The organism is Streptomyces sp. NPDC127117 (genome assembly GCF_042677325.1).
GTDB lineage: Bacteria > Actinomycetota > Actinomycetes > Streptomycetales > Streptomycetaceae > Streptomyces.
Window position 1 is genome coordinate 1 of the sequence record NZ_JBHXTM010000016.1, and the last position, 20,113, is coordinate 20,113.

The following is a 20,113-nucleotide window of genomic DNA, read 5'->3' on the forward strand; positions in this document are numbered from 1 at the left end:
ACCAAAACACCCACCCAACCCCCGTTCCCCCCCCCCCAAACCCCCCCGCCCCACCCCCCCGCCCCGCGGCCCCCTGGGGGGCGGCCCGCGGCGTTGCGCCGGGCCCTGCCCGGCCGGCCCCGGCGGAAGTGACCTTCCCTGTACAGGAGCGGCCGTGCGGTCCTCCTCGCGACTACTCGGGCAGGGGCCGGTCGTCGATCACGTTCTTCATGACGAGGGTGGACGTCAGACGCTGGACGCCGGGCAGCCGGGCGAGATTTCGGTCGTACAGCTCCTGGAAGGCGGTCAGGTCGGCAGTCGCGACCCGCAGGAGGTAGTCGGGCTCGCCGAACAGGCGTTGGGCCTGCAACACGTGCGGGACGGCGGCCACGGCCTCTTCGAAGGCGGTGACCGTGTCGGCGTCCTCCCAGCGCAGAGTGGCGAAGACGAGGGCCTCGAAGTTCAGGCCGACGGCGGCCGGGTCGACGACAGCGCGGTAGCCGCGGATGGCGCCCTCGCGTTCGAGGTCGCGCAGTCGGCGGTGACAGGGCGAGACGCTGAGCTGCACGCGGGCGGCCAGCTCGGTGATCGTCAGCCGGCCGTCCAGCTGAAGCTCGGCAAGAATCTTCCGGTCCAAGGCGTCCATGGGAAAGATCTTCCCTCATATCCTGCGTTCGTGGGGTAAAGAAGCAAATATTTTCGGGCAAACCCACCCTAGTCTTCCCTCCGGAGCGAGAAATGCGAGAGGGAACGATCGATGGACACGACGACGCTGGCAGCCTTCCTGGCTGTGGACCTGCTGCTGGTGTTCACTCCGGGCGCGGACTGGGCCTACGCGATCTCCGCCGGTCTGCGGGGGCGCTCGGTCGTCCCAGCCGTCACGGGGCTGATCGCTGGACACCTGGCCTATGCGCTCGTGGCTGTCGCGGGCCTGGCGGTGATCGTGGCGAGTTCCCCGGCCGCGCTCACCGCCCTGACCGTGGCGGGCGCCGGCTACCTGCTGTGGCTCGGACGGGGCGTTCTGCGGCAGCCGGCCGTTCCGGCAGCCGCCAAAGAGAGCTCGGGCGCCTCCCGCGTACGGGTCATGCTCAAGGGGGCCGGGATCAGCGGCCTGAACCCGAAGGCGCTGCTGCTGTACTTCTCGTTGTTCCCGCAGTTCATCGACCCTGACACAGGTTGGCCGGTCGCTGCGCAGACAGGTCTGCTCAGCATGATGCACCTGACCGCGTGCGCCGTCGTCTACCTCGCCGTCGGCGTCCTGGCCCGCACGGTCCTGAGTACCCGCCCCTCGGCCGCCCGGGTCGTCACCCGCGTCAGCGGTGCCATGATGATCGCCATCGGCGCCTTCCTGCTGGTGGAACGCCTGGCCGGCTGAGGAACAAGTCTGCGGCGGCTGTGACGTCCCTGCTCGACCAAGAGACAGCACCACGAGCAACGCGCGTTCTACGGCTGTCCGGACCGCCGCGGCGGCACTGACCCTGCTGGGCGTTCTGTCCGCGCCGGTACCGGCGATCGCTGCGGATCCGCCACAGGGTGACTCCACTGCCACCGGTGTCAGGATCCACAGCGGTTGCACGCAGGCCGCAGTGCCCCGCGGCAGGGTGCCCCCACGGGGCGGCGGCGATGACGGCCGCCGGACGGCCATGGAGATCCGTGACGAAGGGGAGGACCGCGGCCACCGGGGCCTTGCCGGCCGGCGCGATGGAGGTTGCGGCCCGGAAGCGGGCGGTGTCCGATGAGTCGCGCATGCCGCACCGCACCGCGTGGCCCCGGCTGACACCGAGTGCGCCCTCGGCTCCGGGAGGCTGACGCGAGCACCTGACCGTATTGTCGACGATATGCGCCGTGCGGGTACGCGCCTCACCCCGCGGCACGAAGCGAAGGACCGTGTGAGCAGAGAACGGATGAAGGAGCCAGAGCAAAGTGAAGGCTGCACGCTACTACGACCGTGGTGACATCAGAATCGAAGACATCGCGGAGCCCACTGTCCGACCGGGCACGGTGGGTATCGATGTCGCGTACTGCGGGATCTGCGGCACGGACCTGCACGAATACCTCGACGGACCGATCTTCGTCCCGTCGGCCGGTCACCCGCACCCGGTCTCGGGTGAATCAGCCCCTGTGACCCTCGGCCACGAGATGTCCGGCGTCGTGTACGCGGTGGGCGACGGCGTCGAGGATCTGAAGCCGGGCGACCGTGTCGTCGTCGAGCCCTACATCCTGCGTCCCGACATCGACACCAGCGAGAACAACCCGAACTATCACATCTCGCCCGACATGAACTTCATCGGACTGGGTGGCCGCGGCGGCGGTCTCGCGGAGAAGATCGTCGTCGAGCGTCGGTGGGTGCACCCTGTCGGAGACGTCCCCCTGGACCAGGCGGCACTCATCGAGCCGCTGTCGGTGGGCTACCACGCGTTCCAGCGGTCGGGTGCGAAGGCGGGCGACTTCGCTCTCGTCGGTGGCGCCGGTCCCATCGGGCTGCTCACCTGTGCGGTGCTCAAGGCGATGGGCGTCGAGGTCGCGGTCTCCGAACTCAGCTCGCTGCGTCGGCAGAAGGCACTGGACGCCAAGGTCGCCGACCACGTCATCGACCCCTCCGTCACCGATGTCGCCGAAGAGGTCCGGCGCCGCACCGGCGGCAAGGGCGCGGACGTCGCGTTCGAGGCCACGTCCGTCAACGTCGTTCTCGACACGCTGTTCGACGCCGTGAAGCCGGGCGGTGTCATCACGGTCATCTCGATCTGGGGCAAGCCGGCGTCGATCGACATGCAGAGGCTCGTCCTCAAGGAGATCGACCTGCGCGGCACGATCGCCTACGTCAACTCCCACCCGCAGACCATCAAACTCGTGCGGGAGGGGCGCATCGACCTGGCACCGTTCATCACCAAGACCATCGGGCTGGACGACCTCGTCAGCGAGGGCTTCGAGACCCTGATCCACCACAACGAGACGGCCGTCAAGATTCTTGTGGACCCCCGCGCCTGATACGTGGCGGAACGGCTGTGCCCTCAGGATCTGTTGATCGGCCCGCCGACGCGCGCATCTCCGCTGCCAACAGCCGCGTCGTCGTGCAGGCAGCCGGGGCAGGGATGCTCACCGCCATTCCGGCATTGACGCGGCTGTGCGGCGGTCGCCGCCAATCCGGTCGAGCCCAGGGCCCGCGTCCTCGAACCCGACGAGGACTGACCCCGCCTCGCGCCGGCCCGTCGGTCGCACCGCGGACGGCCCCGCCCGATCCGGTGGCGGTGATCCGGGCGGACGACCACCCGACCGCACCAACGCCGCGACCACGACAATGCCGGCCCGATCGACGGGCCGGCCTGTCTCTCACTTCGTACGGCTGCCGGCGTTCGCCGATACCGGTCGGACCGCTGGGGCCTCTCGTTCGGACCGTGCCGGGCTCGCGTGCCTCGGTGCCGCACTTCGCCGCGTTGTCGTCGGTCGCCGACGCTCCACGTCGACTCCCTCCTCCGCCTTGCGATGCACGACACCGGACCCCGCTCCCTGATCCGGCCCGATCCGAACGAAAGACCCTAGTCGACGAGGTCCACCCAGACGCTCACGACGTACCCCGCCCCCCACGGGTTGGAGGCGACCGAAGTCTGGCCGACCGGGGCCCAGTTACCGAGGATGATGCGCTGCGGCAATCTGGGGTCGAGCGGGTTGAGCACCGCGTGAATCCGGTGCTGACCGGTACCGCTGGTGCAGAGGCTGGAAAGGCTGCTGCTCGCGGACGAGGTGGTGCAGCCGCCGGGCGCTGCCTGGGCGGCGGGCGCCGTGGCCAGCATCATGCCCGCCGTGGCCGCCGCGACGGCCACGGCACCGGCGACACCGCGCTTCCTGGAAGGGGACTTCGTGAACATGGGTACTCCTTCGTCCGATGACGATGCGTGATGGGAAGTGGCGCATGTGCGGGTGGAGCGTGGAGCGGAACGATCCGGCTTCGACGGGCGGATCCCATGGGGTGCCACGGACGCCGCTGTTGCCAAAGCGCGACAATGGATGAGAAAGCAGGTGATTACCTGCTTGATCGCGAGTCAAATCCTGCCCAGGTGCGCGGTTTCCGGCAAGAGCTTCGCCAGATTTGGTACAGACCAATTATTGGCCCGGCGGGTGCGCGAGAGATGAACGATGTCTCCGTCCCGACAGGCCGACGTGCTGTGGCACCAGGCAAGTTGGCCGCTGACGCGAGCGGACGCCGCTGGTGGCCTGCGGCTGATCCGATACCGGTGAACGTCCCTGACTTCGCCGACCCGCAGCCGGGCAAGGCCGTCCCGTACGGGATCTACGATCTCGCGGCGAACACCGGCCGGGTCAACGTGGGCACCGACCACGACACCGCCGCGCTCGCAGTGGAAGCGATCCGCCGCTGGTGGTCCGAACAGGGCCGGGACGCCCACTCACAGGTGACACGACTGCTCGTCACCGCCGACGCGGGCGGCTCGAAGTGCTGCCGCACCGGGCCTGGACGCCCGAACTCGCACGGCTCGCGGCCGAAACAGGACTGACGATCACCTTTTGCCACCTGCCGTTGGACGCGATGTGGATGCGATGGGCAGGCGAGCCGTGGACCGGCCGGCGGCGCGTGCGGCTGCGATCGCCTGGGACGCGGTGAAGGCGGGGGAGCCGCTCGCGGTCATGTCGCCGGAACTCACGCTGTTCGCGGTTCCGGTATTACTCCGCTGAATCCCAGCTGACCCCGTCCCTCTTCGGGCGAGGTGCTGCGGTGGGGACCGGTTCAGTCCGGACGGTCGTAGGCGCCCGGCTCCCGATCGGCGAACAGCGTCAGTGCCTCCGCCGTCTCGGCACGTTCCGGCGCTGTGGAAGTGGTCGGTCACCAGTTCTCCGCCTGATGCGCGTCCACGAGAACGACTCAGTGACGAGGACCTGCCGGACCTTCGCGGCCAACTGATCGGCCCCGGAAGCCGGCTTGCGCGCAGCGGGGGAGCGGGTCGCTGATGCCGATTGTCCGTTCGGCGGCGCCAAGGCGGAAGGGGCCTGCGGCAGGACTCGACGATCAGCGCATCTGTGCCGAACCGCATCCGGTGCCGGCCGCCCCGGTCCACGACGGGCGGCGGGGACGCATGGCCGTAGAGGGCCGGCGCCCGGGCCACAAACACAGGGATGACGTCACCGTGCGAGCAGGCCACCACATGGCCACCCGGGTGGGTGTTGCCCATCGCGATCAGGTCACACCGTCCTTGCAGTGTCTGGACGGCGGATGCCTGTGCCGGGCAGGGCTCGGTGGATCAATGCCTTGTGTCGCTTACGCTCGGATCATGGTGCAAAGCCAGGCGGAAGATGTCGACGGCTATCTCGCCGAGGTGCCCGAGGAACGCAAAGAGGCTCTGACTCGGCTGCGTGAGCTGTGCCGTGCCGAGCTGCGGGGATTCACCGAGGTGATGGCGTACGGGATGCCCGCCTACGAGCGGGACGGCATCGGGGAGATCGCCTTCGCGAGCCAGAAGCAGTACATCTCCTTCTATCTGCTGCGCAGCGATGTCCGCGAGGCATTCGCTGAGCGGCTGGCGGGCCAGGACATGGGCAAGGGCTGCCTGCGCTTCCGTAAGCCGGAGAAGATCGACTTTGTACTCCTCAGGGATCTGCTGCGGGCCACGGCGGCCGGAACGGGCACGATCTGCTGACTGCTGCGGCGCAAGGCCGCCACCCGGGCACATGCATCGGTCAAGGCGGTCAGTACGTCACGCAGTGCGCGTGTCGGGAGCCGGACTCTTTCGTTGGTGGGGGTACGGCCCGGTTCGTCCGGCCGGGCAAGGGCTTGCACGGGCACCGGGACCGGTCCCGGACAAAGGAGGAGCGCGATGGATGCGGAGACGCGAGGAACGGGCGGCGGTGCGGGGCGTGCGGGTGTGCGGGCCGCGGTGCTGGGCGCGGTGGCGGGCGCAGTATTGCTTCCGGCCGGTGCCGCTCACGCGGGCGTGATCGGGGTCGGGAACGCGGCGTTCGGCAACACCTGTGTCAACCAGGGGGGTGCCCGGGCCGTGGGTGCCACGGTGGCCGGGAGCGGGGTGGGCAGCGGCAATCGGACAGGGCTGCCGTTGAGCCTGCCGCGCAACCACTGCGGCAACAGCGGCATCGTCTGCACAGCCGTGTTCATGTCCAGCGTGTGAACGGGCCGGTGAGTGACGGATGTCCGGTTGGGCAACGGTGAGCAGAGCAGCGCCGGTTACGCCGGTGGACGAGCGGGCGGTGGAAGCACTGCTCTCCCTGAGCGGGCAGACGCTGCCCCTGCTGCGCCAGTGGGTCGGGTCGGACCCGGACTGCGGTGTGGCGCGGGCGCTGCTGGCGCTGACGACCGGAGACCGCTGGGACGACGCCGTGCTGAAGGAACAGCTGGTGATCGCGCACCGGGACGCGTCGGCCGTCGGTGAGCGGGAGGCGAGCCTGGTGTACGGGATGTTCCTTCACACGCACCGGCAGTACCGGCTGACGGCCGATCACCTGGTGGGACACTTCGACCGATGGCCCGCCGACGATCTGGCCGGCCTCATGCTCGGTGCGTTCTTCGAGTGCGGGGACGCCGCCTACCGCGCGCACGGCAATGCTCTGATGGAGCAGCAGGCGGCGGTGGCCGGCCCGGAGAGCTGGACCTGGATGAGCCGGCTGGCATCGGCCAGGGCGGAGCAGGGCCGGGTGCGCGAGGCGCACGGACTGGCCGGGCAGGCACTGGCCCTCTATCCCCGCTCGGGCGTGGCCGTACACGCCCTGGCGCACGCCGAACACGAACTCGGGGCCGGCCGCGCCTGCACCGACTTCCTGGACCAGTGGCTGACGACAGACCCGCAGGCGGTGCAGGCACGGCACCTGAACTGGCACGCCGCTCTGCAGTCCATCGCCTGCGGTGACTTCCCCGACGCGCGCCGCCGGGCGGACGCGGCACTGGCGCGCACGGACGTCGGCATGCGGGCCGCGACGAACTGGCGCCTGCTCCTGGCCGGGCAGTCCCCGGCCGGCCGCAGCGATCCGGGCCACGTCCGGGAACTGCTCGCCGCACCGGGCGGAATGGCGGAGGTCTTCCACACCTTCAACCTCGCCCTCGCCCTGGCCGTGGAGAGTGCGATCGACGACCTGCTCACCCTGGCCCGCCGGGCCGCCGCCGACGCACGCCCCGAGTTCCACGAGGTCCTGGCCCCCGTGGTGCAGGCACTGGCGGAGATCACCGCGGGCCGCCCCCGCGCGGCGGTGAACCTGCTCAGCGGCCTGGGCGAGAAAGCGGAGCGGATCGGCGGAGTACGGGTGGAACGCGAGATCATCCAGGACACCCTCGCCCGCGCCCTCGTCGACACAGGAGAACACGCCCGCGCGGCCGTCCTGCTGCACCACCGCACCACCACCCGCCGCCACCACACCTACGAGAACCTGCTCCTCGCAGCACGTGTTCAGGCATTCGTGCCCGGACCCCGGGACTGACGATGAGACCCTTCCGCAGGACGGGATCGGCAAGGGGGACAAGGGCAGTGGCCAGGCAGCGTGCTGCGGCTGGACGGTGAGCAATCGGACGCACCGCCCGCAGTGACCCGCCACTCGCCCCATACGCCTCGACGCGCATCGTTGTCACCCATGGTCGCTTCCCAGCGCCCGCCGTCGCGGGAAACCCCGTCGGCGTGGCTGAAGGTCCCGGGGGTGTGTCCACAGGTACGACTGCGGCTCCACCGAACTGCGGCCGGCTCTGGACATGAGGTCCTGATCCGGTCCGCGCCGTTCGCTACTCCTCCTCTGCGGTTTCGGCCCGCCCGGAGGTCCGTACCGGAAAGAGCATGGACCAGCGCACTTCCTCCTCACGCTGCTTCTGCCCCCGTCGCAGCCGTGCCTGGACGGCCAGACACACCACGGTGGCGGTGCCCGTGACCGCCGGCAGCGCGGCCGGCGCCGGTGCGACCGGCATGAGCAGCAGGGTCATCGTGAGGGCCGCCGAGCCCCACCCGGTCAGCACGGCAGCCGCGGCCGGCCGTCGGGAGCGCGGTCGGCTCGTTGGAGATGATCTGCGTCCCGGGGACGGGCGAGTTCCGCGCGCATCACGAGGGCCATCGCACCGCCGATGAGGAAGAAGGCGAACGCGGTGACGAGATAGAGCGTGCCGATCTGCTTGTGGTCGGTCGTGGTGAGCCACGAGACGACGATCCGCCCGCGGGACGGACGGCCGTTTCCGCTGACGTGCGTGCCGGTGGCGTGCGTGCGGGTGGTGGCGGCTTCGGGGCCGGGGGCTTGGAGCCCTGCGAGGGGGCGGCTCGATTGCCCTGCGTTTCCATTGCGTCCACCGGACCGTGTCCTCCAGCTCCTGCGGTTCTCCGAGCGCTCCCCGACCGCACGGGCGGCCGGGGAGCGGTCGGAAAGGTCCGGCGAATCACGGGGGGACGGGACCGGACCTTCCCGGCCGCACCATGCTGGCCGCGCCGCTCGAAGCCCTACAGGGACCGACGGGGTACGTTCCGCCGGGCCGACCGGCCCTACTTGCCGGGGCGTGGGGGAGCCGACCGGCCTCACCGGGCCCCGGCGCACGGCCGGAACCGTCCTGCGGCTGCCGTAGGCTGACCGTCCGTGGACCGGTCCCAGCCCCGCGGTGATCCGGTGAGCGATTCCCGGCATACGGCACACGGATCCTGAGAGCGGCGCCCGATGACAGAGACAGCCCCCAGGGCCTTGCCCGACTCCTCCTGCGCCGGCCCGGCTGCCTGGCCCCGGCCCAGCCGGCCGGACAGGATGCGCAGTCTGCTGGATGCCGTGATGAGCCTGGGGCGGGGCCTGGAACTGCCCGAGGTGCTCCGCGGGATCGTGGAGGCCGCGGTGACCCTGACCGACGCGGAGTACGGGGCGCTCGGCATCGTCGGGGACGGACAGAAGCTGCTGGAGTTCCTGCCGGTCGGCATATCGGAGCCGCTCGCCGCCGAGATCGGCCGGACACCGTGCGGGCGCGGCATCCTCGGTGAGCTGATCCGGCACCCGGAACCACTGCGGCTCACCGATCTCAGCAACCATCCGCGCAGCTTCGGATTTCCGCCCCACCATCCCCCGATGCGCACCTTCCTCGGAGTGCCGGTGCGGGTGCGGGACGAGGTGTTCGGAAACCTCTACCTCACCGAGAAGCGGGGCGGGGTGAGTTTCGACGCCGACGACGAGGCGGTGCTGACCACCCTGTCGATCGCGGCCGGGGTCGCCATCGACAACGCCCGCATGTACGACGAGAGCCGTCGCCGGGAGCGGCGGCTGGAGGCGCTGGGCGAGATCACCCGCACCCTGCTCTCGGGGACGGACGCCGACGAGGTGCTGCATCTGATCGCCGAGCGGGCGATGGAGGTGGCGGGGGCCGACCGGGCCGCGATCCTGCTGCCGGTACCCCCCGCGCCCCGCTCCGGGACTTCGGAGGCATCCGGGGCCGAGGCACGTCTGACCGTTGCCGTCGCCCACGGCAGGGACTCCGAGCGCGTCACGGGGCTGACCGTACCCGCGCGGGGCTCACTGGCCGGCCTCGCCGCCCGTACCGGAACCCCGGTGCACTGCGCCGATGTGCGTACCGATCCCCGGGCCCACCCGTTCGGCGACGGTGCCGAGGATGGTCTGGGCCCGGTGGTGACGGTGCCTCTGCGGGTCGACGCGGAGACCAGGGGCGCCCTGCGCCTGGGGCGGCCGGTGGACCGCCCGCCGTTCGACGACATCGAGGTCGCGCTCGTCTCGGGCTTCGCGGACCAGGCGGCCATCGCCCTGGAACTGGCCCACAGGCGGGCCGAGTCCGAGGAACTCGCCGTCATGCACGACCGGGACCGGATCGCCCGCGATCTGCACGATCTGGCGATCCAGCGTCTCTTCGCGACCGGGATGACCCTGCAGAGCACCACGCGTGCCATCGCGGACCGGCCGGACGCGGCCGAGCGGGTCAGCCGGGCGGTGGACGATCTGGACACCACGATCCGGATCATCCGGTCCACCATCTTCGATCTGCGGACGGCGGACGGTCCGGGCCGCGGAGGGCTGCGGCACCGGATGGCGGAGACCGCTCGCACGGCGACCCACGCCCTCGGTTTCCGGCCCACTCTGCGGATCGACGGGCCGGTGGACACCACGGTCCCGGACGAGCTGGCCGAACATGTGGTGGCGGTCGCCGCCGAGGCGGTGTCCAACGCCTCCCGCCATGCCCGTGCCACGCGTATCGACATCGTGCTGTCGGCCGACGACACGGTGACCCTGACCATCACCGACAACGGCGTCGGAATCCGGGACGGTGTCACGACCGCGGCCGGGACAGGGGCTGCGGCCGAGCGCCCCGGAGGGCTGGCCAACATGCGTACGCGGGCGGAACTGTGCGGCGGAACCCTGGCCGTCGAACGGCCGTCGGACGGCGGCACCCGGATCACCTGGCGCGCACCGCTCCACGACTGATGCCGGCAGGGACCGGCGTCCGAGTACCCGTCAGCCCCTTGGGGCCTGGGGCCACCCCTGGCGGTCCTTGACCCGGCCGACGAGCATCGCGGCCTGGATCCGGCGGCCCACGCCCAGTTTGGCGAGGATCGAGGAGATGCGGTTCTTGACGGTCTTCTCGGCGAGGAAGAGACGTTCCGCGATCTCGCGGTTGGTGAGTCCCTCGCCGATGAGATCGAGGATCTGCCGTTCCCTGGGCGTGAGTCCGTCCAGTTCCGATCCCTCCGACGCCTCGGCCGGGGGCCGCTCACCGCCCCGCAGCCGCTCCATCACACGGGCGGTCGTCCGCGGATCGAGCATCGAGGTGCCCGACGCGACTCTGCGTACGGCGGTGATCAGATCGGCTCCGTTGATCTGCTTGAGCACGTACCCTGCGGCGCCCGCCATGATGGCGTCGAACAGCGCCTCGTCGTCGTCGAACGACGTCAGCATCAGGCAGGCGAGTTCGGGCATCAGCGCGCGCAGCTCCCTGCACACCTCGATGCCGGCGCGATCACCGCCCCGGTCGTCACCGAGGCGTACGTCCAGCACGGCGACCTGCGGTCTGCAGGCCGGTACCCGGGCCAGCGCCTCCCGGGCGTCGGACGCCTCGCCGACGACCTCGATGTCGTCCTCGGCCTCCAGCAGATCGCGTACGCCACGCCGGACGACCTCGTGGTCGTCGAGGATGAAGACGCGTACGGGGGCCACGGACCGGGGCGATTCCGTACTCGTCAGGGTCGTGCTCGGTGGGGTATTCGCGAACTCATTCACCACATGCTCGATCGGTTCGGGGAGAGGGGCGCAAACAGTATGTGCCCGTCCGCGGAGCTGTTCCCGCCGGGGTGCGGCAGCATGGAAAACGGTGCCTGAACAGGGCCGAAAGGCCCTGTGGCCAGGGGCCGGTCAGCGGGTGGGGCGCGGTGCCATACTGACGCCGCCAAGATCGTCCGGGCGCCCCGGACATCTTCCTTCCCGGCCACCCCACTGTGCTGCAACGAGGAGCAACCGGCCCATGAACACCCCGAGCGAGGACTACCACGCACTGCTCGCACGGCATGACGCGATGCGGCTTCGACGGCGCATCCTGGCCCCTTCCGGCAGCCGTGCCGGGGAGTGGAGCGCAAAGGCCCCGCAGGCGTACGACGGAACGGCCGACCAGTTGCTGATCGGCGACTCGCTGCCCCTGGTGAACCCGTTGGATCAGCTGATCGCCGAGCTGTACCGGATCCTGTTCGAGCGGCATCCGTATCTGCGGTCGTTGTTCCCCGAGTCGATGGCCTTCCAGCAGGCCCATCTCGCCGGTATTTTCCGCTATCTGATCGGCAATCTGCACCGCACGGACGAAATGATCGGCGTCTTCGGGCAGTTGGGACGCGATCACCGCAAGCTCGGTGTGCGCCCCGCGCACTTCGAGGCCTTCGAGGCGGCACTGATCGAGGCGCTGCGCGTGCGCGCGGGCGCCCGGTGGACCCACGAGCTGGAGCAGGCATGGCTGCGGATGCTGCGACTGGCCGTTTCGGCGATGGTCAGGGGCGCGGACGAGGCGATCGCCGAACCACCCAGCTGGGACGCGACGGTGACCTCGCACGAACTGCGCACCCCCGATCTCGCGGTACTGCGGATACGGCCCCACCAGCCGTACGCCTTCGAGGCCGGGCAGTACGCGTCCCTGGAGTCGCCGCTGCTGGAGCAGGCATGGCGTCCGTACTACCTGGCCCGTGCTCCGCATCCGGACGGTGAACTGGAGTTCCACGTAAGGGCCCGGGGCGCCGACGGGGTGAGCGATGCCCTGGTGCACGGTACGCGGGAGGGCTGCGCCGTCCGGCTCAGCGCCCCGCGCGGCGCACTGGCCCTGCCGGACCACCTTCCGGCCGCGGACCTCCTGCTGATCGCCTCCGGTACGGGCTGGGCCCCGATGAAGGCGCTGCTCCAGCGGATCGATGACGAGCGCGCCCGCGCACGCCGGGTACGGCTGCTGCTGGGCCCCGCAGGGGAGACGGCGACGGCCGGGGAGATGTACGACGCGGCGTATCTCGAAGCGTTCCGGCGTGAGCGTCCCTGGCTGACCGTCATCGCGGCCGGCACGGCGCACACCCGCTTCGCGGATGTCGGCCTGCGGGCCCTGAACGGAATACTGCCTCCGCAGCCCGGGGCCGCCGCCCGGCAGCATGTCTGTCTGGCCCTGGCCCCCGAGGCCGTCACGACCGGGCGGGCGCAGGCCGTCGCCGCTCGGCTGGCCGCCGCAGGAGTACCGGCCGAGCAGATCCGTCATGACGCCACCGGCGTGGTCACGGTCACAGAAATGTCTGCCAGTACGACCAGAACCGGACTGCTATCAGCATGACGACGGCCAGACACCAGGTCACCGGCACCACGAGGGGGAACTCCAGCACCGCCGCGACCAGGGCGCGCGGCGCGGGCAGGACGCCGTGGCGCAGATTGTGCACCGTGGTGTGCCAGAACATGAGGACGGTGGCCACCCACACGAGCACGCACCACAGACAGAGTGCGCCGATCTCGAACAACGCCTGGGTCATCAGCCACATGCAGAAGCCGGCACCGAGCAGCGTGCCGAGGTTCAGTCCCAACCAGTACCAGCGCCGGTAGCGCGCACCCGCGAGCAGCCCCGCGCCGGTCCCCAGCACCGTCCCGAAGGCGACCAGCCCGATGAGCGGGTTGGGAAAGCCGAACGCCGACGCCTGCTCGCTGCGCATCACACCGGTGCAGGACACCACGGGGCTCAGCGAGCAGGCGGGCACGAAGCCGGGGTCGGCGAGCAGTGCGAACTTGTCGATCGTGATGACGAACGAGCCGAGCAGCCCGAGCGCGGCGGTGACGACCAGCAGCCACCCGAACCCCCGCCTCGCCCCGGCGCATTCCCGTTCGTCGCCCGTCGCGGACACGCCGGCGCATTCCCGGCCGCCGGTCTCGGGGCCTTCCGCCACCCTCCCCGTACCGCACTGGGAAAGTCTCATGCCAGCCCCCGCACGGAACCGTCCGGCCAGACGACCTCCACCCGGATTCCTCGTGCACGCGCGAAGGCGACCAGATGCGCGGTGGCGTCCCGGCCGTCCGACGGCGATCCGTCCCACACGGCGAGCACGGTCCGGCAGGTCGCCACCAGCCGTTCATCGGCGCCGACACACGCGTTGCGGTCGGCCGGATCGAAAGGCAGCAGCCGTACGTGCTCGGCCAGCACCAGCAATTCGCCCGCGGCCGAACGGTCCCGCTCGGGCAGCACGGCGGGGACCGCGCCCTGAGCCGGCAACAGCACCGTCAGCCTTCGCCCGGCCTCCCGGGCGGCCCGCCCGAACACCAACGGCAGCCCCGCCCCGGCCCGTACCAGGGCGGCGGCACCTTCCGTCAAGCGGTCCAGCCGCGCTCTCAGTTCGGCTTCCACCAACTCCAGGGTTCTGTTGCCGAGGTCCCTGTGCCCGACGACTGCGATCACCATGTCTCCCTCCTCGCGCACCCGCGGCGTGCGATGCATCGCAGTGAACCCATCGGAGGCCGTGCACCACCAGGGCCGATCGGCCCTGGTGGCGTGCGGTCACCGTCGAGGCAGAACTCCCGGGTGTTTCGGACCGGCATGGAGAAGGCGGCATCGTCTTCGTACCGGCCATCGACGTGGAGAGTGTGCTGCGAAGCCGGCCCGCCGTACGGAGGCACCTCTCGGCCGACGTCCTGCTCATAGCCGGGCGGCGCACTGTTGACGTTCCGTCGGCCGCACTGCCTGCCGCCGTCGGCCGCGCCGCCTGCCGTCCCCGGCAGCGCCAGGATCCCTGCCGGGCGGTCGCGAGGCCCGCGCGGACCGATCTGCGTTGTCAGTGGCTCTCGTTAGGCTCCCCACATATCGCAGTTCAGGGGCTTCGTGGCCCTTGGTTCGGGCTGCGCTGACATCTGATGGACAGGCGGAGGGGCACGGCTGATGGCGTGGCTGGCAGCGGGTGAGGGGTACGAGATCACCCTTGAGGACGGGCGTGTGGTCGCACGGCGGGTCGGGGGGCGGCAGTTGAAGACGCTGCCGAAGGCGTTGCGCGACAGCCCCGAGGCCGACCGGCTGAGGCAGCTGGCCGAGTGGCTGGACCGGCACGCGGCCTCGTGCGTGACTCAGGTGGACGCCTGGATGGTGTCGTCGCTTCCGGTTCCGACCGAGCTGATCGCGCGGGTGTGGCCGGACGAGGCATGGCAGGCGGCGCTGCGCGACATGGCCGTCGTGGGCGACGATCCGGACGAGGTCGGCTTCCTGCGGGACGTCACCGGCGACGGGGAGCTCAAGGTGGTCGACCTCGACGGCGAGACCGTGCGGCTGTCGCCGCGCACGGTGACGCTTCCCCACCCCGTGCTCCTGCCGGACCTGGACGACGTACGGGACTTCGCGGCCGACCTCGGCATCACCCAGAAGGTGGAGCAGATCCACCGGGCCACCTGGACCGGGCCGGACGGGCCGGATGCCGGGCGTCCGGAGACGGCGACGGAGATACGGGACTACGCGGGCGGGAAGTTCGCCTCGCGGTTCGGTCTCGCGGCACGTGCCACAGGCCTCGGCTACCGGGTGTCCGGTGGCTACGCCACGTGCAAAGTACGCGACGGGGGCCGCAGCACGGAGGCGTCGGTGTGGATCGGCGAGCCGTACTGGGACGGGGAGTCGGAGACCGGCGGGCTGAGCTGGCACGACGAGGACGGCCGCGCGGTGCGGCTGACCGAGGTCGGGCCGGTGGCCTGGTCCGAGGGGATGCGCATGGCCGCTGCGCTGTACGCCGGCCGCACGATCGAAGAGGGTGGGGACGCGTGACCGGGACGATTGGGAACGACAACAAGGAGCTGCTCGCGGCAGGCGCGGTCCTCCCGGCCGACGCGCGGGGTGCGGGCCCCTCAGCGGTCGAGCTGACCGCGCGGGCCTATCGCCACGCGGTGCTCGGCGAGGATCGGGTCGTCGTGCGGCTGGCCGCGGCCGAACTGGGCCCCGCCGAGGACCTCGCCGCAGGCTTCCTCGGACTTGAGCCGCAGGGCGAGCCGGCCGTGGTCGGTCTCGGCCGGCGCCAGGAACTCGGCTTTCCCGAGTGGGTGCTGGTGCACCACCCCGAGGACGGGCACCACGCCCTGGCGGTCGTGCCGGAGCTGGACCGGCTGGCCCGGCAGGCAAAGACCAAGCCCAAGGCCGCCCTGGACGCCTGCCACGAGCTGGCCGGGCGGCTCGCCGCGGCCGTCCCCCACTTCCTGCCCGTCTTCTACGAGCAGGCCGCGCGGGTCTTCCTCGGCGTCGACAACACCACGTACGCCGGGCAGCTGTTCGGCCGTGCCCGCACGAGCGAGGCGCAGCACGGGCTGACGGTCGACGAGGACCGGCTCGACGCCCTGTTCCTGGAGTTCGCCCTGGCCGGCGCGCTGCCGGTGAAGGTCCTGACCGGTTACGGCAAGGACCTGTCGGCCCGGCTCGCGCCCGTCGAGGCGTACGAGCGGTTCCGGCGGCTGTGCGTGCGCCGGACCGCCGGCGGTCTCGCGCCGTCCGCCCAGGCCGCGGTGGAGCTGAAGCGGCTCGCCCGCGCCGCGGCCCTGTCCGGCAACGAGGCCGAGCAGGACTACCTCGCCGAGCTCCTTCCGCTGCCGGCCACCTTGCGGGCCGCCGCCGGTTGGTGGAAGTCGCACCGCGGCGCGCTGGTCGCGCTGGCCCGGCGCGTTCCGTCCGTGCGGGGCACGCTGCTGGCGATGACCCCGCCCGGGGACAACGGGGAAATGACCGAGCTGTGGCTGGGAATCTTGGCGGAGTCGGGGGCCGACGCCGGTCTCGCGGACGCCGACCTGCCGCAGGAGGAGCAGTGCTCCGACGGCGCGGCGGGCTGGCTGGAGCGCTTTCACCGCGCCCGGCATCGCGGTTGGGGGCCGCGCCCGACGCCGCCCGCCCTGCTGGAGCTGGTCGAGCGGGCGGCCGGCCGGCTGCGTGCCGATCTGGCGGCGCGGCCCGAGGGCGAGCGATTCCTGCGGATCGGTGTCGAGGACGTGAACCTGCTGGACCTCCTGCTCTCGCTGGAGATCGCGGTCGCCGACCCCGAGGAGAAGTCCGCTCACCACCGGCAGGGCAGCGCCCTGAGCCTGTCGGACTGGGCCCGCGGCGAGGAGCCGCGGGACCTGGTCGCGCTGGCGGCCGACCCGCGCTTCCGGCCCGCCTTCGGGCGCGGGGCGAACAGCTACAACAGCGCGTCCTCCGGTGCGGACGTGATGCGGCGGCTGGCCGTATCGCCCGGCGGCCGCCCGATGCTCACCGAGTGGATGCGTGAGGTGGCCGCCTCGTCGGTGGCGGCCGGGCTGCCCGGACTTCCGCAGGCGATCGAGCGGCTTTCGTGGCTGCCCTCCGAGGCTCTCGCGCTCGCGCCGCAGGAGGTCGCGGCCGCGGCCGGTGCCGATCTCGGCGAGGCCGTGGCGCGCACGCTACGAGGCGGTCTGTGGGAGGAGCTGCGCTGGCCGGCGTGGGAGGAGGCGCTGACGGAGCTGGCACCGGGCCGCCACACCACCGAGGGTCTGACGGTCGTCGAGGCCTGGCCGTATCTGATCGTGGCCAACGCGACGCAGGCGCGCGTCATCGACGCCGACTCCACCGTTCTCGTGCACGATCTGAGGCTGCCCACCACGTCCGTGTGGCGGACGGGCTTCCACTACGTGGACGGTGCGTTGCTGGTGTTCTGGAACACGTACGGTCGCGGCGAGCCGCAAGGCTACTGGCACACCGCGCCCGACACGGTGTTCGCTCTCGCCGGCATCGGCGCCGGCTCCTGGGCCATGCGTTCGGATCACCTCAGCCTGCAGCTGCCCGGCGGCGGCCGTACCACCGGCGGCGGGGTCCTCCACAGCGGTGACACGAAGCTGCCCGCGGAGCGCGCGCTGCTGTCCGACGGCACGTCGTACTGGGTGTGGCAGGACAGGGACGGGGAGGACAAGGGCGGCTGGCTCGAATACGACCCCGTGGGCGGCGCGTACGGCCGGCGCTCGCAGCCCGGCTTCCTCGCCGACGCGCTGCTGAAGCACGCCCCGGGGGCCGAGTTGGCGGCCGGCTCGTGCCGGCTGCGGCCCGCCCCGGCGGTGGCGGGTTCGGCCCAGGGGACGTCCGCGGACGGGCTCCTCGGCTGGCGTGTCGTGCGGCTGTCCGACGGCGGCCACCACGGCGAGGACACCACCGGACGGGTCGTCACCCTTCCGAAGGGCGCAGACAGGCCGGTCGCCGCGCTGACGTTCCCCGGCGACGACCGGCCGCGGGCACTGACCCAGCAGTGGCGCGAGCTGTTGCTCAGCGACCCGGAGGGCACGGTCACGATGTCGGCCGAGTGCGACCACCGCAACGAGCTGTACGGGACCGCGGCTCAGGCCCTGCCGCCGCTGCCGTACCTGTACATGCTGCGCGCGCGTGATCCGCAGGGGTCGGCGGCGCTGCGGGGCGCCGACGCGGAGTCGGCGGGCGTCCTGCTGAAGGCGGCTGTGCTCGCGGAGCGGGTGGCGGACCTGCCCGAGCTGGTGAGGGCCGCGCTCCCGCAGGTCTCGGCACCCGAGCTGCTCGCCGGCGTGGTGAAGGTGCTGCGCTTCGCGGTGCGGCAGCAGAAGGCCCTGGACGCCGTGGCCGCACGGCTCGACCCCGCCGCCGAGCCCACGGAGGACCGGGTCCAGGGACCGAGCGACCACGTGCTCGCCAAAGCGCTGCACGGCATCGTCAACACCGGCTACTACCGCTACGGCGCGGACACCGACGTGACCCTCCGATACCTGGACACTCTGGCGTCCGTGCGCGCGGACACCGCCGCCACGGCGCTGCCGGGCCGGCTGCACTTCGATCTCCCGTCGCTGCCCTACTCGGGACTGCCGTTCGTCTCGCTCCTGGACGAGCCGGCCGCGATCGCCTACCGGGCCGTCGCGCCCGGCAGCGAACCGGCACACCGGGCAGCCCTGCTCGAAGTCCTCGGCCGGGTGGACGCGCTGGGGCTGGCCTCGACGGCGGCCTCGGCCGGTCACTGGCGCCGGGTCCTGGTCCGCCTGGCGACGCCCCACCTGCACACGCCGGACGGCCAGCGGCGCAACGTCGCGCACCGCGGTGTGCTGCCCCTGGGCGGCGGTGCTCTGCTCGGCATCACCGAGCACAACTCCAGTGTCGACGACGGGTGGGAGTTCGGCGCACTGCTCCACGATCCGAGCGGCCGTTTCGAGGTGCCCGGCCCCTACACCGTGAGCAGTGACGCGCCGGTGGGCGACCGGGTGCGCGGCGCCGACTGGCTGACCGGCTTCCTCGGGGAGGCGCAGTCCCGTGAGGCGGTGCCCTTCCTGCCGGAGGCCGCCGACGAGTTCAGCCGCCTCACCGGTGTGTCCCGGGCGCTGGCCCGGATCGTTCTCGTGGGCATGCCCGACGTGGACAGCTGGGAGAACAACTTCCTGCCGACCGAGCTGCGCAAGACGCTCGGGCTGAAGGTGGCCGAGGCAGGACACGCCCGCGACGAACTGCGCGCGCTCCCGGTCGAGGTACGCCGGGCGGTGCTCGCGGCGCTCCTGCCCGACGACCCGGCCCGGCTGTGGAACGAGGGCCCGGACGTGGCGTCGGCGGCCGCCGTGTGGAACGAGAAGGTGGGACGGCGCCGGCAGGTGCCCGACTGGCTGGCGGCGGAGGCTGCGCGCGCCGCGCGCAGCGGCTGGCCCGTGCACCGGGCGCTCCCGGCGCTGCTGGAACCGGCGTCGTCGCCGGAGCTCGGCGTCGACGTGCCGTGGCGCATCGAGGGCGATCACCCGGCGACGGCGTCCCCCGCCGATGCGCCGTTCACCTCGGCGGTGCTGGTCGGCTCGATGAGCCTGATGGCCTGGCTGGCCCACCGGCTGCCCGCCGGTGATCCGGTACGGGCGGCGCTGCCGAGTGCGCTGACCGCCGTGCGGCAGCGTCTTGCGGCACCCGAACTGCTGCTCTCCGCCGGGCACTACACGAGCCTCGCGGACTTCCGGAAGGTGGCCGGCGCCCCGACGGAGACGACACCGGACCACGAGCGGTACGGCGCGGTGCTCATGGCCACGCAGGACGGCCGGCCCCAGCCGGCCGTACGGCCCGCCCTGCTGGACTCCACCGGCTCCGACCCGTACCTGGTGGCACTGCGCGGCGCCGATCAGCAGCCGACCGGGGTCGAGACGGCCCTGCGGTGGGCGTACGACCCGGCGTTCGCACGGCTGTTGGCCGACCCGGGCGCGCCCGCGGCCGGCACGGCGGACGACGAGGGCCTGTGGTGGCCGCAGGATCCGTCTCGTTCGGTGCCCGAGCAGGTGGCCGAGGTCGCCGAGGCACACGGTCTGACCGCCGACGCGGCGACGCTGTACCTGATGCTGCTGGCCATGCCCGACCCGACGGACCGCAACACCGCGCGATGGACGGGGTGGAAGCCGGCCCGTCTCAAGACGGCGCGGGCCGAACTGGCCGAGACCGACCTGGTGGTGTCGGGCGTACGGGCCCGGGCGGGACGCTCGCTGGTCCTGCCGGGCGCCTGGGCGGAGCAGTCGGCGCCCGTCCTGCCCGTTGAGCAGTGGAAGCTGCCGATGTACGGGGTGGCCACGGCCGGCCGGCCGGTGCTGGGCACCCTGGTGCCGACCGAACCGGCCGCGGAGCTGTTCGCCCGGGCCTGGCAGCGGATCCTCGACGGCGACCTCCCGCGCTTCGAGGAGCTGAAGGTGCGGCGTACCAGGCGCCGCCGCTGAGGCG

General features: G+C 71.7%; 16 protein-coding genes and 2 pseudogenes. 11 read left to right on the top strand and 7 right to left on the bottom strand.

Annotated features, from left to right (window positions below; all coding sequences use genetic code 11):
• Positions 1-172: 172 nt before the first annotated feature.
• Positions 173-625 (bottom strand): Lrp/AsnC family transcriptional regulator, encoded by a 453-nt coding sequence (locus tag ACFVH0_RS16140; protein WP_385820579.1) that lies wholly within the window; start codon positions 623-625, stop codon positions 173-175.
• 111 nt (positions 626-736) lie between these two features.
• On the opposite strand from ACFVH0_RS16140, the gene ACFVH0_RS16145 reads away from it, so the two are divergent.
• Positions 737-1,354, top strand: coding sequence for a LysE family translocator (locus ACFVH0_RS16145; RefSeq protein ID WP_385820581.1), 618 nt, complete (start codon positions 737-739; stop codon positions 1,352-1,354).
• A gap of 548 nt (positions 1,355-1,902) precedes the next feature.
• A complete protein-coding gene (locus tag ACFVH0_RS16150; RefSeq protein WP_385820583.1) occupies positions 1,903-2,967 on the top strand; it encodes a 2,3-butanediol dehydrogenase in 1,065 nt (354 codons plus the stop codon).
• A 548-nt stretch (positions 2,968-3,515) separates the two neighbouring features.
• Here the strand turns inward: ACFVH0_RS16150 and ACFVH0_RS16155 are convergent.
• The gene (locus tag ACFVH0_RS16155) at positions 3,516-3,845 is read right to left on the bottom strand and encodes a hypothetical protein (protein ID WP_385820585.1); all 330 of its coding nucleotides are present in this window, start codon (positions 3,843-3,845) and stop codon (positions 3,516-3,518) included.
• A gap of 327 nt (positions 3,846-4,172) precedes the next feature.
• On the opposite strand from ACFVH0_RS16155, the pseudogene ACFVH0_RS16160 reads away from it, so the two are divergent.
• The 5 genes and pseudogenes from ACFVH0_RS16160 to ACFVH0_RS16180 all read left to right on the top strand — a co-directional run.
• Positions 4,173-4,555: pseudogene (locus ACFVH0_RS16160) on the top strand (ISAzo13 family transposase); the annotation flags it as partial.
• Positions 4,534-4,668, top strand: a complete 135-nt coding sequence (locus tag ACFVH0_RS16165) for a hypothetical protein (RefSeq protein ID WP_385820863.1) — start codon at positions 4,534-4,536, stop codon at positions 4,666-4,668. The pseudogene ACFVH0_RS16160 and the gene ACFVH0_RS16165, both read left to right, overlap by 22 nt.
• Positions 4,669-5,261: 593 nt before the next feature.
• Positions 5,262-5,627 (top strand): iron chaperone, encoded by a 366-nt coding sequence (locus ACFVH0_RS16170; protein ID WP_385820587.1) that lies wholly within the window; start codon positions 5,262-5,264, stop codon positions 5,625-5,627.
• A 177-nt stretch (positions 5,628-5,804) separates the two neighbouring features.
• Complete coding sequence (locus tag ACFVH0_RS16175; protein WP_385820589.1) at positions 5,805-6,113, top strand: chaplin family protein; 309 nt, start codon at positions 5,805-5,807, stop codon at positions 6,111-6,113.
• A gap of 37 nt (positions 6,114-6,150) precedes the next feature.
• Positions 6,151-7,413: a hypothetical protein gene (locus tag ACFVH0_RS16180; protein WP_385820592.1), complete on the top strand. Its 1,263-nt coding sequence runs from the start codon at positions 6,151-6,153 to the stop codon at positions 7,411-7,413.
• 295 nt (positions 7,414-7,708) lie between these two features.
• Here ACFVH0_RS16180 and ACFVH0_RS16185 read toward each other — a convergent pair whose 3' ends face one another.
• Complete coding sequence (locus tag ACFVH0_RS16185) at positions 7,709-7,888, bottom strand: hypothetical protein (protein WP_385820865.1); 180 nt, start codon at positions 7,886-7,888, stop codon at positions 7,709-7,711.
• Positions 7,889-7,970: 82 nt separating this feature from the next.
• A pseudogene (locus ACFVH0_RS16190) lies at positions 7,971-8,252 on the bottom strand (cytochrome ubiquinol oxidase subunit I); the annotation flags it as partial.
• Between the two features lie 451 nt (positions 8,253-8,703).
• Between ACFVH0_RS16190 and ACFVH0_RS16195 the strand changes: the two are divergent.
• Complete coding sequence (locus tag ACFVH0_RS16195; RefSeq protein ID WP_385820594.1) at positions 8,704-10,377, top strand: GAF domain-containing protein; 1,674 nt, start codon at positions 8,704-8,706, stop codon at positions 10,375-10,377.
• Between the two features lie 30 nt (positions 10,378-10,407).
• Here the strand turns inward: ACFVH0_RS16195 and ACFVH0_RS16200 are convergent, their stop codons facing one another.
• On the bottom strand, positions 10,408-11,106 hold the full coding sequence (locus ACFVH0_RS16200; RefSeq protein WP_385820596.1) for a response regulator: 699 nt from the start codon (positions 11,104-11,106) through the stop codon (positions 10,408-10,410).
• Positions 11,107-11,410: 304 nt separating this feature from the next.
• Here ACFVH0_RS16200 and ACFVH0_RS16205 point away from each other — a divergent pair, with 304 nt between their 5' ends.
• On the top strand, positions 11,411-12,742 hold the full coding sequence (locus tag ACFVH0_RS16205) for a globin domain-containing protein (protein ID WP_385820598.1): 1,332 nt from the start codon (positions 11,411-11,413) through the stop codon (positions 12,740-12,742).
• Here ACFVH0_RS16205 and ACFVH0_RS16210 read toward each other — a convergent pair.
• Both ACFVH0_RS16210 and ACFVH0_RS16215 read right to left on the bottom strand, forming a co-directional pair.
• Positions 12,693-13,373, bottom strand: a complete 681-nt coding sequence (locus ACFVH0_RS16210; protein ID WP_385820600.1) for a vitamin K epoxide reductase family protein — start codon at positions 13,371-13,373, stop codon at positions 12,693-12,695. The genes ACFVH0_RS16205 and ACFVH0_RS16210 overlap by 50 nt on opposite strands.
• Positions 13,370-13,849, bottom strand: coding sequence for a hypothetical protein (locus tag ACFVH0_RS16215; protein ID WP_385820846.1), 480 nt, complete (start codon positions 13,847-13,849; stop codon positions 13,370-13,372). Before ACFVH0_RS16215 ends, ACFVH0_RS16210 begins: the two co-directional genes overlap by 4 nt.
• A 477-nt stretch (positions 13,850-14,326) precedes the next feature.
• Between ACFVH0_RS16215 and ACFVH0_RS16220 the strand changes: the two genes are divergently transcribed.
• Together ACFVH0_RS16220 and ACFVH0_RS16225 are read left to right on the top strand one after the other, a co-directional pair.
• The gene (locus tag ACFVH0_RS16220; protein ID WP_385820602.1) at positions 14,327-15,193 is read left to right on the top strand and encodes a DUF4132 domain-containing protein; all 867 of its coding nucleotides are present in this window, start codon (positions 14,327-14,329) and stop codon (positions 15,191-15,193) included.
• On the top strand, positions 15,190-20,109 hold the full coding sequence (locus ACFVH0_RS16225; RefSeq protein ID WP_385820604.1) for a DNA-binding protein: 4,920 nt from the start codon (positions 15,190-15,192) through the stop codon (positions 20,107-20,109). The genes ACFVH0_RS16220 and ACFVH0_RS16225 overlap by 4 nt, the downstream gene beginning before the upstream one ends.
• The last annotated feature ends 4 nt before the right edge of the window (positions 20,110-20,113 follow it).